At 67.9% G+C, this 15571-nt stretch carries 10 protein-coding genes and 2 pseudogenes; 7 read left to right on the forward strand and 5 right to left on the reverse strand.

The features are described from left to right. The first annotated feature begins 333 nt into the window (after positions 1 to 333). Entirely contained in the window at positions 334 to 1164 is an 831-nt protein-coding gene (locus tag ACFU6I_RS33600; RefSeq protein ID WP_384373557.1) for an IS5 family transposase, read from the forward strand. A gap of 107 nt (positions 1165 to 1271) precedes the next feature. Here ACFU6I_RS33600 and ACFU6I_RS33605 read toward each other — a convergent pair whose 3' ends face one another. Both ACFU6I_RS33605 and ACFU6I_RS33610 read right to left on the reverse strand, forming a co-directional pair. Next, positions 1272 to 1820, reverse strand: coding sequence for a DUF1062 domain-containing protein (locus ACFU6I_RS33605; RefSeq protein ID WP_384373633.1), 549 nt, complete (start codon positions 1818 to 1820; stop codon positions 1272 to 1274). Between the two features lie 123 nt (positions 1821 to 1943). Continuing rightward, on the reverse strand, positions 1944 to 4973 hold the full coding sequence (locus tag ACFU6I_RS33610; RefSeq protein ID WP_384373636.1) for a BTAD domain-containing putative transcriptional regulator: 3030 nt from the start codon (positions 4971 to 4973) through the stop codon (positions 1944 to 1946). A gap of 327 nt (positions 4974 to 5300) precedes the next feature. Between ACFU6I_RS33610 and ACFU6I_RS33615 the strand changes: the two are divergent. Continuing rightward, positions 5301 to 5531, forward strand: a pseudogene (locus tag ACFU6I_RS33615) (transposase); the annotation flags it as partial. A gap of 215 nt (positions 5532 to 5746) precedes the next feature. On the opposite strand, the gene ACFU6I_RS33620 reads toward ACFU6I_RS33615, so the two are convergent. After that, complete coding sequence (locus tag ACFU6I_RS33620; RefSeq protein ID WP_384373560.1) at positions 5747 to 6157, reverse strand: organic hydroperoxide resistance protein; 411 nt, start codon at positions 6155 to 6157, stop codon at positions 5747 to 5749. 142 nt (positions 6158 to 6299) lie between these two features. Here ACFU6I_RS33620 and ACFU6I_RS33625 point away from each other — a divergent pair, with 142 nt between their 5' ends. The 4 genes from ACFU6I_RS33625 to ACFU6I_RS33640 all read left to right on the forward strand — a co-directional run bounded on the left by ACFU6I_RS33625 (position 6300) and on the right by ACFU6I_RS33640 (position 11228). Beyond that, complete coding sequence (locus ACFU6I_RS33625) at positions 6300 to 7214, forward strand: AraC family transcriptional regulator (RefSeq protein ID WP_384373563.1); 915 nt, start codon at positions 6300 to 6302, stop codon at positions 7212 to 7214. 401 nt (positions 7215 to 7615) lie between these two features. Further along, a complete protein-coding gene (locus tag ACFU6I_RS33630) occupies positions 7616 to 7768 on the forward strand; it encodes a hypothetical protein (protein WP_384373566.1) in 153 nt (50 codons plus the stop codon). Positions 7769 to 7867: 99 nt separating this feature from the next. Continuing rightward, positions 7868 to 10918 (forward strand): Tn3 family transposase, encoded by a 3051-nt coding sequence (locus tag ACFU6I_RS33635; RefSeq protein ID WP_384373569.1) that lies wholly within the window; start codon positions 7868 to 7870, stop codon positions 10916 to 10918. A 67-nt stretch (positions 10919 to 10985) separates the two neighbouring features. Then, on the forward strand, positions 10986 to 11228 hold the full coding sequence (locus ACFU6I_RS33640; RefSeq protein WP_210928624.1) for a LuxR C-terminal-related transcriptional regulator: 243 nt from the start codon (positions 10986 to 10988) through the stop codon (positions 11226 to 11228). Between the two features lie 103 nt (positions 11229 to 11331). Here ACFU6I_RS33640 and ACFU6I_RS33645 read toward each other — a convergent pair whose 3' ends face one another. Together ACFU6I_RS33645 and ACFU6I_RS33650 are read right to left on the reverse strand one after the other, a co-directional pair. Further along, a complete protein-coding gene (locus tag ACFU6I_RS33645; RefSeq protein WP_384373573.1) occupies positions 11332 to 11775 on the reverse strand; it encodes a hypothetical protein in 444 nt (147 codons plus the stop codon). 22 nt (positions 11776 to 11797) lie between these two features. Next, positions 11798 to 12463, reverse strand: a pseudogene (locus tag ACFU6I_RS33650) (tyrosine-type recombinase/integrase); the annotation flags it as partial. Positions 12464 to 13039: 576 nt separating this feature from the next. Here ACFU6I_RS33650 and ACFU6I_RS33655 point away from each other — a divergent pair. Then, positions 13040 to 15430, forward strand: a complete 2391-nt coding sequence (locus ACFU6I_RS33655) for a fibronectin type III domain-containing protein (protein WP_384373576.1) — start codon at positions 13040 to 13042, stop codon at positions 15428 to 15430. Positions 15431 to 15571 lie beyond the last annotated feature (141 nt).

The raw sequence follows: 15571 nt of genomic DNA on the forward strand, positions 1-15571 counted from the left end.
GTCTCATCGACCCCAGCGAACTCGCCCGCTACGTCATACACGCAACGACAACAGACGATTGACCCGACACGCACCAGTAATTTCTCGACGGATCCTTTAAACGCCCTCTGAGAGGGCGTTTAGATATGATCTGCGGCGTTAAGTATGGTTCGCGGGTGCCAGTCTTGAGGCGTTTACCCCATGGGTGCACCTTCGCGTCCGCCGAGCCGCCGGCTCGGCCGCCCGCTTGCGCCGCTTCTCATGCATGAAGTCCGTCTGGTTTGAAGATAGGACAGAAACGCCCAGTAGCCAGCGGAACAGCGCCGTCCGCCGTGTCCATGATCACGCTACGGCGTGAGTCAGCGCAAGCCGTACCCCAGCGACCTGTCCGACGCCCGATGGGCCTTAATCGAGCCGACGTTGACGGCCTGGAGAAAGGCTCGGCTCGACCGTAGACCTACCGGCCAGCCGGCCAGGGTCGACTTGCGCGACGTATTCAACGCAATTCTCTACGTCAACCGCACGGGAATCCCGTGGAAGTACCTTCCGCACGACTTCCCGAACCACGGCACCGTCTACGCCGCCTGGCGCGATGAGGGAATCCTCGTCCAACTCAACTACGACCTGACCGGTCTCGCCCGCGTGAAGGAAGGACGCAAGCCCGAACCGACCGCGTCCGTGATCGACACCCAGAGCGTGAAGACCTCCACCAACGCACCCCTGACCAGCCAGGGAACCGACGCCGCCAAGAAGATCATCGGCAGGAAGCGGGGCATCCTCACCGACACGATCGGACTCATCCTCGCCGTGACCGTCACCGCCGCGAGCCTCTCCGAGAACGCAGTCGGAATCCAGCTCCTCAACCAGGCCAAAAAGACCTACCCGACCATCTCCAAGAGCTGGGTCGACACCGGCTTCAAGAACGCCGTCATCGAGCACGGAGCCAAGCTCGGAATCGACGTCGAAGTCGTCAACAGAAACCCCGGAGTTCGCGGCTTCCACGTCGTCAAAAGGCGCTGGGTCGTCGAGCGAAGTATTGGTTGGATCATGCTGCACCGGCGCCTCGCCCGTGACTACGAGACCCTGCCCACCAGCTCCGAAGCCATGATCCACATCGCCTCGATCGACAACCTCACCAAGCGCATAACGGACGAGACGACACCCACCTGGCGAGGAACCTACTAGGAGATAAAGGGCAATCCACCTAGATCAAACGCCCTCTGAGTTTTCGCGTGACTCCTGGGGCCTGTCCGGCGGATCTTGCCGGACTGGCCCCTGGTTTCGAGGAGGACTCAGCGCTTGAGCATGAAGGCGAAGTCGCCGGAGAGCTTGCCGCTCAGCCGGACTGCCGAAACGAGCTTCCCCTCCGTGATCAGTCTCTCGACCTCGGTCCGCGAAAGTCCGCATCCTTCAGCGATCAGTCGCACCGGCCGGACAGGGATCCGCGCCGCAAAGCGGACCGAGACGTCGATCACCTCGCGGTCCAGGTGATCCGATCCGCCGGTGTCGAGGCGCCAGGCGTTGTCCCAGTCGAGGGCGATGCGATTACGGCGCCGCACGACCGGATCCTGGAGCAGCTCGGCTGCCAGGCCAGGGTCGTTGTCATGCAGCCGGTCCAGCAGCTCAGGTCGTACGGAGCGCACGTTTATCCGCTCCAGGACCGTGAGCTTTGCCGTGTCCCCGCAAGCGGTACAGAGCACGAGGAGCCAGGCGTCGAGGAGCTTGTGGTTTGCGTTGACACGGAATTTACCGTTTGCCCGGAAGCGCTCGGACGCGCACGCGTGGCAACGGCGGAGAACGGTCGGCAGGTAGGTGGGTGCGACCACCCAGTTGCTGAGCACAGAAGACACCGGTTTCAGTGAGCCTTTTCGACTCCGCCGATGCTCCCGATCCGTCTTCCCGACCCGTTCCCCTCCGGACACCCGCCCGATCCCCGCGCCGTGTGCCGCCCGAGGCGCAGGACGTCACCGGGCTGTCTCCGGCACCTTCATGAGGGAGAAGAGGTTGTCTGCCGCTGAGCGGTGCTGCCGGGCCACCTGCGGGTGTCCCTGGGCCTCGGCGGTACGGGCCAGGCCCCACAGTGCGCACGCCTCGTCGTAGCGCAACTCCATACGGCAGGCGATCTCGTGGGCCAGCAGCTGTTGAGCCTGCGCCGTGTCCAGGTCGCCCTGCGCGTATCGCACGCGGCCGACCGCGAGGTGCACGGTGGCACGGTGGATATCGGCGGTACTGCTGGTGGCTTTGGCGAGTGCATGGTCGGCGCTGTCCGCCGCCTCCTCCAGTTCGCCCAGGCGCACCAGCACGTCGGCTCTTCGGGCGAGCACGAGCGGCAGCACGGAGGGCATGCTCATGCGCTGGCACCGTTCCAGCGCCGCGTCGGCCCGGGCGAGCGCCTCCTCGAAGCGGCCCAGGCCCTCGATCGCCTGGGAGAGATTGCTCAGCGCGTCCACGGAGAGCTGGATCTCCTTGATCGAGTCGAAGGTGGTCACCGCCCGCTGCGCCGACTCCGCCGCCTCCTCGAACCGACCGAGCCGCACCTGGGTCAGGCTCAGCGTGCTGAGCGTCGAGCCGGCGAGCCGGGTGAAACCGAGCTCCTGCGCACGTCTGTTGGCCTCCTGGTTCAGCCGCAGCGCGCGTTCCAGCTCGCCCATGCTGTTGTGTGCCTGCCCCAGCCGGGCCAGGCACTCCGCCTCGCTGTGCTCGTCCGCCATCTGCCGGGACAGCTCCACGGCTTCTTCCAGCTGGGTGACCGCTTCGCGCAGCTGCCCCAGCCGCCACTTGCCCATGGCCAGGTTCATCAGGTTCAGTCGGGTCAACGACTGGTTCCCGAGGCGCCGCGACGCGCTGACCCCCGTCTCCAGTGCCTCGTTCGCCCTGGCGTCGTAGCCGCGGATGCTGGAGTGGAAGCCCAGCTCACGCGGCAGCCGCGCGGCGTGCCACAGCAGTCCCTCCTGGTGTGCGGCGTTCACCGCCGCCAGCAGACTGTCACGGTGCTGGTCGAGCCACTGGAGCGCCTTGTCCTTGTGGTCGAACTCGTCGCCTGCCCGGACTTCCTCGTCGCGGTCTCCGAAGTGGCGCCGTCCGGGAAACAGCGTGTCGCACGTGCGTTCCGCCGTGTTCAGGTAGTAATCGAGCAGTCGCCGCACAGCCTGCCTGTCCTCGGGCGCCCTCTGATCCTGCGCGACGCGTTGCACGAAGCTGCGCACCAGGTCGTGTAGCGCGTACACCCCCGGCTCCCTGGCCTCCAGCAGCCGTACGTCGACCAGCTCTTCCAGTACGCCCTCGGCCGTCAGGACGTCCGTGTCCAGCAGTGCGGCGGCTTCTTCGGCGTCCAGATAGCGTCCGGGATGGTGTCCCAGGAGCCGGAAGGCCGTGCGCTGGCCCGGGGGCATGGACTGGTACGACAGCAGCAGCGCGCCCGCAACGCCCCTGCCCTCACTGGTGAGTTCGTCCAGGCGCCGGTCGTGGTCGCGCAGCCGTTCCACGAGTCGCTCGACGGTCCAGTGCGGACGGTTCGCCAGCCGGGCGGCGGCGATCCGGACCGCCAGCGGGAGCCCTCCGCACAGCCGCAGCAGCTCACGGGCCGCGTCCGGCTCCCCCTCCACGCGTGCGTCACCGAGGGTGGTGCGCAGGAGCTGGTGGCTGTCCAGCTCCGGAAGGGCGCCCACGGAGAGCCACTCGACTCCGTCCAGTCCGGTCAGTCGCGGACGGCTGGTAATCAGGACCAGGCTGTCGGAGGAGGCGGGGATCAGCGCCCGCACCTGCTCGGATGCGGCGGCGTTGTCCAGCACCAGCAACATGCGACGACCCCGCATGTAGGACTGCCACCGCGCGGCACGTCCCGCCGGCACCGTGGGTATTTCCTCGCTGGGGATGCCGGCGGTGGCGAGCAGGTCTCCTTGTGCGTGGAACGCGCTGAGCGGCGTCTGGCCCGGTGTGAAGCCGTGCAGGTCGATGAAGAGACTGCCTTGCGGATACTGCTCGGCCAGTTGATGGGCAGCCCGGACGGTGAGGGCTGTTTTGCCGCCGCCGCCCATGCCGTCGAGGGCCAGGACCGTCGGCGAGCCCCCCGGGGCACGTCGACCCGCATCGCAGATCCACTGCAACTCGGAGGTGCGACCGGAGAAGTCGGGCACGTCGAACGGCAGCGAGTGCGGAGCCTCGGTCACCCGGTGCGGGACACGGGACGCGGCGAGTTCCGGGCGGGTGAGCGACGGGTCCTGTCGCAGGATGCGTTCGTGCAGTCCGGTCAGCTCCGTGCCGGGGTCGATGCCCAGTTCGTCCGCGAGGTGCCCTCGGACATGGGCGAACTCGGCCAGCGCGGCGACCTGTTGGCCGGAGTGGTAGAGGGCGAGCATCAGCCGACTGCGCAGCGTCTCGCGCAGCGGATGCTCGTCGACGAGGACACGCAGCTCGCCCGTGATCCCGGCTGCCTCGCCCGCGTCGATGCACAGATCGTAGAGCTGCTCGGCGGCGGTGAGCCGCTGCTCCTCCAGAGCCGTCGAGGCGGCGTCGACCACACGGCCGCCGGAACCGGACAGCACCGGACCTCGCCACAGCGCCAGCGCCTCACGCAACTGTGCGGCGGCCCGCTCCGTCTCCCTCGCGTCCAGTGATTCCCTGGCCTGTCGCAATAGCTTCTGGTAACGCAGCAGATCGAGGTGCTCGGTGTCGACGACCGCGCGGTATCCGGGCCCGTCGGTGACGATGATGTCGGGGCCGTGCGGAATGCGGCTACGCAGTTTGGCAACCATCTTGCGCACCTGGTGCTCGGCGCTGTCCGGCGGTTCTTCGTTCCAAGCGGCCGCCACCAGGCGGGAGACGGGCACGACGCGCCCGGCCTCCAGGAGCAGCATCACGAGAACGCGCCGCTGCAGAGCCCCGTTGACCGATACGAAATCGCTGCCGCTGCGGACTTCCAGAGATCCCAGAACGGCGAATTCCGGTCTGGGATTCGTGTCTTCTTGAACATGTCCTGATATCGCGGCCCGCACCTTGGCCTTCCCCGTCAGCGATGAGACGGGACACACGTCACCGCCCGCGAGAGTAGATCATCTCTCGGTGTACATGCACCAGGCATGTTCGATCCCGTGTCCCGTCTCCGTTCCTTCGCCTCGGTCGGAACGAAAACGGTGTACGGGAAGCGGGCTCCATGAACCCAGGGATTGGCTACCAGTGCAACGTAATGCTGCCGTCGGCGTTGATCTCCTCGCGCACCGTCTCGACGTGGTGCTTCCAGGCCGGTATCTCTGCTTCGGCAGTCGCGCGGAGCCAGTCGGTGAAGGAGGCCCAACTGCGGACGGGAACGTCTGCGTGCGATACCGGGAACCGGCCTGGTCATCCCACACCGCCGCGAGAAAGGCCAGGCCGAACTCCCCGCGTGGAAAGAGGAACACAATGCCTCCCACCGCAAGGTCCGCGCCCGTGTCGAGCACGCCTTCGCTCGGATGAAGACCTGGAAGATCCTGCGCGACTGCCGCCTCAAGGGCGACGGCGTACACCACGCCATGCTCGGCATCGCCCGCCTGCACAACCTCACCCTCGCCGGGTAACGAAGAACCAGGCAGGTCAACGAACACGTTGTCGGCGTACAGGCAAACGTGCACAGTCAGGTACGCCCGAACGTACACAGGGGTCTCGGTGCGAAATGAGCTGGTCTCAAGACCATCAGGCGTTGCCCCGTGCCGTGGGGCAACCAGGTAAGACGACGCCATCTGGATCGCGGACTCTGGCGGTTGCGGTCCAGATGGCGTTCAGCGGGCGGTGGTTACTCGGCGAGCAGCTCGACCGGGATGTTGCTGCGCGTGGCGTTGGAGTACGGGCAAACCTGGTGGGTGGCCTCGATGAGCTCGCGACCGACTTCCCGGGGCAGGCTGTCCGGTAGCTTCGTCCGCAGGCTGACTTCGAGCTGGAAGCCTCCCTGCCCGTTGGGGACGAGGTCGACTTCGGCGGTGACCGACATGCCCGAGACGTCGATCTTCTTCTTCTGCGCCACCAGCTGCATGGAGGTGGCGAAGCAGGCCGCATAGCCCGCCGCGAAGAGCTGCTCGGGGTTGGTGCCGTCGCCGGTGCCGCCCAACTCCTTCTGGAGGGCCAGCTCGACGTCCAACTTGCCGTCCGAACTGAAGGCGCGGCCGTCGCGGCCGGTCGCGGTCGCGACGGCGGTGTACAGGCTCATGTCCTGCCCTTCTGGTAGACCGATCGGTCAATCTGTTTGGCGCACTCAGGGTATGGAGGTCAGGAGCCGCTCCCCATGGCTCACCGTCTCCGTTTCATGTCTGATCGTCTTGTGCATAGCGGCCTCGCGATACGATCTGGCGATGGACGTGCTCAGCGATGCGATCGGCGTCATGCGTACGGGGCGCCCGCATTCCAGTGAAATCCGCAAGCACGCTCCCTGGGGAGTGCGGGCCGAGCCGTTCTCCGGGGCCGGCTTCCATGTCGTACTGAAAGGGACATGCTGGCTGGTCCCGCCGGCGGGCGCCGCGATCGCCCTGAGCGTGGGCGATGTGGTGTGCCTTCCGCACGGCTGCGGGCACGCTCTGGCCGACAGCCCGTCGACGTCCCTGACGGGCGCACCCTCGGCCTCCCTGCGGGAGATAGCGCCGAGCGCCGACGACGGCGAGGAAGCCACGACGGTCCTGCTGTGCGGCGCATACACGCTCGACCAGACCCGGCCACATCCACTGTTCGAGGAACTGCCCGAGGTCATCCACCTTCCGGCACGTCTCGGCCACCGCACGCCGCTACATGCTGCCGTCAACCTGCTCGGCGACGAGATTGCCAACCCCGACCACGGAACCGAAGCGGTCGTGTCGGCCCTGCTGGACATCATGCTGCTGTACATCCTGCGGGCCTGGCTCGAGGAGCAAACCGACGACGGCCCGGCCACCGGGTGGGCCGCGACGCTGCACGATCCGGCGATCACCGCAGCGCTGCGACATATCCACCAGGAACCCGCCGGGCAGTGGACGGTCGAAGCGCTGGGCGCGAAAGCCGGACTATCGCGCGCGGCCTTCTCCCGCCGGTTCACCTCGCTGGTCGGCAAACCGCCGCTGGGCTACCTGACCTGGTGGCGGATGACCCTGGCGGCGCGACTGCTGCGCGACAGCGACAAGCCGGTACAGACCGTCGCGCAGCGCACCGGATACACCTCCGAATTCGCCTTCGCCAAAGCGTTCAAACGAGAGTACGGCTTGGCCCCCGGTCGGTACCGCCAGCAGTCGCGGAGGTAGTCCGGTCAGCACGCCGTGACGACCACGGCTTCCTGTTGGATGCCATCCTGATCTGCCGCTGACCGCTCGAAGTCCGTAATCGATCGGGCGCCGATCTCCCCGGGTTCGTTACTCTCTGCTATGCCGCTCACGGAAATACGGCCGTTGCTCCGTGAATACCGGCGATCTCAACACCACGGTCGCAATCTGACGGTCGCCACGGCGCGAGACCGTTAGCGCCGTGCACGTTTCCCCCGTAGCGCTCCACAATGGCTTCACCGGCCTGACCTCGGGGAACGCGCCCGTCCAGCAGTCCGGCAGGATCAGGCCTCGTGCTCGTACGGATGCTCTATCTGGTCACCACGCGGATCTTCGCGTGGCTTGTTCTGATGTGTCGATCCTCCGCAGCGAAGGAGGTGGAGATGCTGATCTTGCGGCACGAGGTCGCGGTGTTGCGCCGGCAGGTCGCCGCCCCAAAGCCCGGCTGGCCGGACCGGGCGCTGCTGGCCGCGCTCGCCCGGCTCCTGCCCCGGGTGCTCCGGGGCCACCGGATCGTCTCGGGGTCTCACCGGTAATGATGCCGGATTGAACGCTAAGAAATGATCTTGACTTGAGGGTCTCGGTTCTGTCACTGCCGGGACGGCTGCAACTCCTGTTGCCTAGCGTCACGAACTGTGACTGTTGAGTATCTTTCAGGAAATCAGATAGCCCGGTACGGGCGCTTCGTCGGGGAGCCGTCGGCACAGGAGTTGGAGGAGTTCTTCCGGCTGGACGCGGTGGCGTTGGAGCAGGCGGCGGCCAAGCGGCGTCCGCATAATCGCCTGGGCTGGGCGGTGCAGTGGGGCACGGTGCGGATGCTGGGGACATTCCTGTCAGAGCCTGCCGGGGTGCCGCCGAGGGTCACCGAGTTCGTCGCGGAGCAGTTGGGGATCGATGATCCGTCGTGTCTGAAGCTGTACCCGGAGCGGTTGCCGACGCAGCATGAGCATGCCCGGGAGATCCGGAAGCTGCTGGAGGTCCACGACTTTGAGGACGGTGACCTGGCGCTGCGGGAACACATAGCCGGGAGGGTATGGGTGTCAGGTGACGGACCGCGGGCATTGTTCGACCGGGCGGTGACGTGGCTTCTGCGGAACCGGGTGCTGATGCCGGGGCTCACGCAGCTGGCCCGCCTGGTCGGCGAGGTCCGTGCCGGTGAGCAGGCCCTGATCCACTCGGTGGTGGACGCCCCGGTGGATCCGGATTTCCGTCGAGAGCTGCTGGAGCTTCTCACCGTCCCCGAAGAGGTCACGCGGTCCGTGTTGGAGGGGTGGCGCAAGGGGCCGCGGCAGGTGTCGGGGCGGGGGCAGAAAGCTGCGCTGGAGCGGGTACGGGAAATCCATGGTGTGAAGTCCGGTGAGCTGGATCTGTGGCGGGTACCGCCGGTGAAGCTGGCGGAGCTGGCCCGGTACGGGATGAGTGCGCACGCACCAACGTTGCGCAGGCTGGCGGAGCCGCGGCGCACGGCGACGGTGCTGGCCACGATGCGGCACCTGGAGGGGGCCTCGGTCGATGACGCGCTGACGCTCTTCGATGTCCTGATGGCCACGAAGCTGCTGGCCCGTGCGGAGCGCGAGGAGGACAAGGCGCAGCTGAAGGGGCTGCCGCGCCTGCGGAAGGCCGCGGCGAAGGTTCGGGACGCGGTCTCGGTGTTCCTCGATGTTCCCATCGAAAGCGACGGTGGCGAGGGTGGCGAGGAACCGGTGTTGCTGAGTATGGCCCAGGGGTGGGAGCGGGTTGAGCAGCTCGTCACCCGCGAGGAGCTGGTCAAGGCGATCGTAGAGCTCGGTGAACTACTGCCCGAGGGCCCGGATGAGGACGCGGATGCCGCCTGGCGCAAGCAGTTGCTGGAGCGGTATGCGACGGTGCGGCCGTTCACCTCGCTGCTGGCCGAGGTGATCCCGTGGGGTGCGACGCGGGCCGGGGCTCCGATCGTTCAGGCCCTGCGGGAGTTGCCGAAGGTGCAGGCGCGGCGTAAGCCCGGTCCCGAGCACATCGATGCCTCGCTGCTGGACGGCACTTGGCGGCGCCTGGGGTTGGGCAACCCGCTGTTGACGCCGAACGGGGTGATCGACAAGCACGCGTGGACGTTCTGCGTGCTGGAGGCCCTCCATACCGCCCTCAAGCGTCGCGATGTATTCGCCGAGGGGGCGGACAACTGGGGTGATCCGCGTGCTCGGTTGCTGTCCGGGCCGGACTGGCAGGTCAACCGGCCCCGGGTACTGACCGCGCTGGAGCTCTCGGGCAGCGCCAAGGAGCACCTCGGTGAACTCGACGTGCTGCTGGACGAGATGTACGGACACGTCGCCGAGGGCCTGCCCCAGAACGCGGCAGTGGACATCGTGGACGGGAAGATTCGTCTGGACCGCCTGGAAGCGGAGCCCGAGCCCGCCGGGTACAAGCCGGTGCACGATGCGGTGCAGGCGATGCTGCCGAGGATCGACTACCCGGAGCTGCTGCTCGAGGTCCATGCCCGTACCGGCATGTTCGACTCCTTCGAGCACATCGGCGGGAAGGTCGCCCGACCCGCCGATCTGGATCTCACACTCACCGCGCTCTTGGTCAGCAAGTCCACGAACATCGGACTGGAGCCGGTCATCAAGCCCGGCGAGAAGGCACTGACCCGCTCCAGACTGACCGCCGCCGACTGGGGCTACTGGAACTTGCCCGGGGTGAGCGCTGCCTCAGGGCTGCTGGTCGCGCAGCAAGGCGGCATCGACCTCGCTGGCGACTGGGGCGGCGGCCATGTCGCCTCCGCCGACGGCATGCGCTTCACCGTCCCCCTGCGCTCGATCCACACCCGCCCGAACCGGAAGTACTTCACCGGGCGCGGCGCGACCTGGCTCAACGTCGTCTCGGACCGCGTGATGGGCCTGGGCGGCGTCGTCATGCCCGGCACACTGCGAGACTCGCTCGGCATCCTGGACGCGATGTTCAACCTCGACGGCCCAGTCCGCCCGGAGATCGTCATCACCGACACCGGTTCGTACAGCGACCTTGTCTTCGGGCTCTTCGCGATCTGCGGCTACCAGTTCTCCCCGCGGATCGCAGACATCTCCGACGCGCGGCTGTGGCGCCTGGACATGTCCAAGGACTACGGGCCGCTCCAGCCGGTCTCCCGCCAGCGCGTACAGGCCGAGCGGATCCACCAACACTGGGAGGACATGCTCCGGGTCGCCGGGTCCCTGCAGACCGGCAAGGTGCGAGCGTACGACCTGCTGCGGATGATGACGTCCGGCGACCGCATGACCGGCCTGGGCGACGCGTTCGCGCACTACGGCCGCATCTTCAAGACCCTCCACCTGCTCCAGTTCATCGACTCCGAGGCATACCGCCGCATGATCGGCGCCCAGCTGAACATCGGCGAGGGCCGCCACGCGCTGGCCCGGAACATCTTCTTCGGACGGCTCGGTGAACTCCGCCACGCCTACCGAGAGGGCATGGAAGATCAACTCGGGGCCCTGGGCATGGCCCTGAACGCCGTCGTCTGGTGGAACACCCTCTACATGGACGCTGCCCTCAAGGAACTGGAAGCCAGCGGCCTGGCCATCTCACCGGAGATCCGTTCCCGGCTCTCCCCGCTGGTCCATGAGCACATCAACTTCCACGGCCGATACCCCATCATCCGCAGCCACAGTGACGGCTCGCTCCGAGCGCTGCGCGACCCACGCTCCGTAGAGGAGTAACAGCCGGCATGACCCGCCGGCAAAAGGGAAGGGGCGCAACTTCCGGGACTGGGCGCGCTCCATACCTGTGGACGAGCAGAGCCTCGTGCACCGGCGGTCGGCCGTCATCTCCGACACCCAGCACGCGATCCTGCAGGCCATCGTCGCCGGGGAGACCGACAAGTCGATCGCCTGCAAGCTGGGAATGAGCCGCCGCAGCGTGGCCGTCCATGTACGGTGCGCCTCCGAGGAGTTGGGCAGCCGCAGCCGCAGCCGCGGCCAGCTCGGCTACCTCATCGCCACGTCCGGGGTGCTCGACACCCCGGGCTGACTCGCCGCCCGGCCCTCGCCACGGGGCCGTCCACCCCGTGCGCCAACGGCGCCCGCAGCGGCCTGCCGCGCCCCCGCCCAGGCGGCAGCCCTCATCTGCCGGGCTACGGCCGCGCCTCCGCCCCTGCCCCCGCGTCCGCGCCGGCCGACTCCGTGTCGCCCGCCGCTGGCTCGGGGCGCGTGCGCGCGGCGCGCAGGGTCAGCGCGGCGGCGGCGACCATGCCCACCACCGCGATGCCCGCACCGGACAGGCGCAGCGCCCCGACCGCGCCGAGGCCGGCCACCAGTGGTCCGCCGAGCGCGGTGCCCAGGGGCACCGACAGCACCCGGACGGCAGAGCTCGCCGCGAGGGCCCGCGGCAGCAGCGCGCTGGGCGCCGAGCGCTGGAAGAGGGTGGTCGACAGCGACGAGTACGGCGGCCAGAGCAGCCCGGCCATCCCGAAGCAGACGACCGACACGGCCGTCGGGGCACCCAGGCCCAGGGGGAGCATCAGCGCGCCGAAACCGATGACGATGCCGATACCGCTCCAGGGAGCGGACGGAGGCATAGCGGGACCGGGCCAGCAGCATCGGGGTGGACGTGCCGTCCTCGGCGTCGTGTGTGAGGGCGCTGTGGCGGAGCCGGTGGAGGGTCCAGCCGTCCAGGTCCTCGATGTCTTCGGGTGAGGCGAGTGGGTTGGCGAGCAGCCGGGTGTTCTCCTCGAAGATCTCTTCGGCCCGGCGGTAGGAGAGCCGGGCCCTGCCGGTCTCCGGGCACACGTCGAGCGTCGGTGTCCCGGCCGGGGCCTTGCGGTCGGTGAGGAACAGGGGGCCGCGGGTACGACGGGCGATGAGCCGGGGCAGGAGCTGGGCGGTGCCGGACTGCCAGTGAATCCACTCTGTCGCCCCGCCCTTGGCGGTGATCTTCCCACGCTTGTCTTGCGGGTAGAGGTCTTCCACGTTCAGGCACAGCACCTCGTCGGCGCGGGCCGCGGACTCGTAGAACATTTTCCAGAACGTCTTCTCCCGCAGGGCGACGTCCAGGCGCCACAGGGCGGCGATCTGGTTCTCGGCCAGGGCCTTGGTGCGGTCGGGCGGTGCCGGCCGCCGCTCGATGCCGATCGTCGGGTCGCCTTCGATCCAGCCCTGGCGCTGCCACCAGCCGATCCGGTGAAGAGCACGAATCCGGGGCCGGTCAGCGTTCTCGCATTCGGGTCCACCACCAGCCGAACATCGCCAACTCGCTGTTGTCGGGATCGGGCAAGGTCCGGCGCTCGAGTTCCTTGTCGATGCGTGTGATCAGCCGGCCCAAGTCCCGTTGCGCTGCGGGAGGGAGACACCGCATTGCCCACTTGAGGTCGTCACGGGCGTCTCCCACCCCGGGCGACTCGAATGCGGAGGCGTCCAGGTAGCGTCCCGGCTGCCTGAGGGCTTGCTCGAGACGCGAGAGGGCATAGGCGACCGCGTTGGGCCACATCTCCTGGTCTTCGACCCGGCGGATCGCTGCACGCGTCCGCGCGGAGACCCCGCGGACTCTCAGGACCGAAGACTGCCATCGTGGCCGCCACCGCGCCGCGCGGACGGCTTTGGGACGCCTACGCGGCATCGTCCTTTCGGATCAGCATGGGGTCACCCTGTCACGGCTGGGGACGTTCGTGCGCCCTGTCGTGCTGACGCCCGACACCTCGACGTCCCGAAGTTGCTGCAGCGGCAGCGGAGTTGGTGCCTCGATCCGCGTATCACCCACGCAGATTGTCGTGTTGCTGACAATACGCACAGGCCCCTCTAGCATCGTGCCCAATTGTAGGAACAAGTGTTCGCAGAGGGGCATGAATGCGGAAGATTCAATTTCTGAGACGCTTACGAGAGACGGCGGTCCTGCTGTCTCTCGCGCTCCCGGTAGGGCTGCTGGGTCTGCCGCCCTCGGCGGCGTCCGCTGCCGAGCAGGTCCGGGTGCCGCCGCCCGCATGCGCGGGCATGACGCCGCCGAGCGAGGACGGCAACTCGGTCGACGACGAGAACCACGCCTCCATCCGGCTCGAACTGCCGGCCTCCGACGAGGAAATCCCGGTCGACGAAGAGGGCAAGGTCGACCTCAGCGGCTTCCTGCACAAGCAGGCCACCATGGTCGACCTGTCGATCGGCAGCGACATGGTGACGACCGACTTCACCCTCGGCCCGCCCCCGGAGGGCGAGACGAACTGGTCGGCGTCATGGACATCGCGGTTCCGCCCGCCGCAGCTCGGCAAGACCCTGGTCTGCGTCCGCGCAGAGCGCGAACCCGGACGGTACGCCCGGATCCTGCGCGAGTTCACGTTCGTCGACAACATCGCGCCGAGCAACGTCACCGGGCTGAGCGTCGGCAACATCACGCACAACTCGGCCACGGCGAGCTGGAACGCGGCCACCGACAACTACGGCCTGGCCGGCTACGAGGTCCGGGTCGACGGCGGCCCGCCGATCCGCACCAACGTCGGCACCCGCTCGTACACCATGACGGGCCTGCCCCCCGAGAGCGAACACACCGTCTCCGTCGTCGCCGTCGACCTCGCGGGCAACAAGTCGGCCACACCCGCCACGAAGACCTTCCGCACCGCGGCGACTCCGCCCGACGCCGACCCCGAGCTGACGCTCGAGCCGGAAGAGGGCAGCGCCCTGGCCAAGTGGCAGCCTGACCCCAACGGTGACCACACCTACCGCGTCTCCCTCGACGGCCGGCTCTACGAAGAGTTCTCGATGGCGGAGTACTGCGTGGACGCCGCGGGCAACCCGGCGAATCCGTGCACGGCGCAGGACGTCATCGAGTTCACCATCGAGCCCCTCGAAGCGGCCACCTCGTACACGCTGCGGGTCGACGCGATACAGGAGGATGGCACGCCCTGGCGGGACTTCAGCGGTGGCTTCACCACCGACACCGTCGCCCCCGCGGTGCCCCAGGAAGTCACGCAGCAGACCTCCAGCGACAGCTCGCAGTGCGCCGCGCAAGGCGGCGACTTCTACATCGCGGAGAGCGTGCGCTCCAGCGTGACGGTGCCCGAGGGCAGCACCCAGGTCTTCCCCGGCTGCTACACCGCCGCGGACGCCAGCTGCGTCGAGGACCACATGCCGCCCGACGAGGACGAGAAGTTCGACTGCTCGGACGACGTCACCGAAATGCTCCACGACCTGGCATCGCCCGGAGGCGGACCGGCGCTTTCCCCGCTGAGCAGCTCCACCAGCGAGGTGAAGCCGCTGTACGATCCCGGCAACCCCATCCAGCCCGTCGTCTGGTGCCTGGAGAGCCGCGCCTGCACGCTGCTGCTGGCGCCGCCCGCCACGGCGGCGGCGACGGCCGCGACGTCGAGCGTCGTCGCCGCGGTCATCTACTGGATCGCGGTGATCGCCGGGGCGATCGTCGTCGGGGTCGCGCTGGGGCTGATCTGGGCCATCATCGACGCCAGTCCGATAGCCATCGGCGGCCTCCTGGAATATCCGATCGACTACACCGACGACTTCAACACCTATGACGACTGGGGCCTGGAAGAAGGGCAGTGGTACCACAGCCTCGCGGCCTACGCCCAAACCATCAAGACGACCAAGGACCTTACCGAGAAGTACGACCTGCCCTTCGCCTGGACCAGCGGGGACGACGCGGACCTGCGGGCCAACATCGACCAGGCGTGCGCGGCCCAGAAGCAGGCCAGCTCCAGCACCGCCCCCTGCGACGACAACATCGCGTTCTACGTCCCGGGCGGCCGGAACCACAAGTTCAGGCCGATGCAGGAAACCGGCAAGCACATCGTCGAGGCCATGGGTGACGGCCGCTGGCCGCAGCCTGCGGGCCGGGCCCAGTGGTTCGCCCCGGCGCGCAGCATCAACGGCCAGGCCGCGATGAACGCCGGCTACGACCGCAACTGGTACTACACCAACCCGAAGTTCGCGGGGAATGCATGCCTCCCACGGCCCGTGGTCGGTTCCGGGAAGACCTGCGACGAGTTCCCGTTCTGGGCGACGGACCAGGCGGTCGACCTGTCGGGCCTGACCGCGGACGTGCGCCACGTGCCGAGCACGGAGTCGCGGCCGCAGGGCAACGACATCAGCTCCTTCAGCAACAAGTGCAAGGTGGACGACGGAGAGCGGTACATCGTCCTGCCGATCAAGCCGTGGGTCGCGGCGAACGCCCCGAGCTTCGGCTTCCGCGTGAACGGCAGCGGCGCCAGCCTCTGCATGGAACCGTCGCTGTAGTGGCGCAGGGCCCGGGTCTCTTCCCGGGGCGCCGCTGGTTGATCCGGGCCTGTGATTGATCGGGCCTGAGATTGATCGGACTGTGCGTGATGTCGGCCTTCGAGACCCGGCCCCGGGTCTCGAATGCCGACCCCGTGCGGG

The sequence above is a fragment of the Streptomyces sp. NPDC057486 genome, from assembly GCF_042802415.1.
GTDB lineage: Bacteria > Actinomycetota > Actinomycetes > Streptomycetales > Streptomycetaceae > Streptomyces > Streptomyces yanii.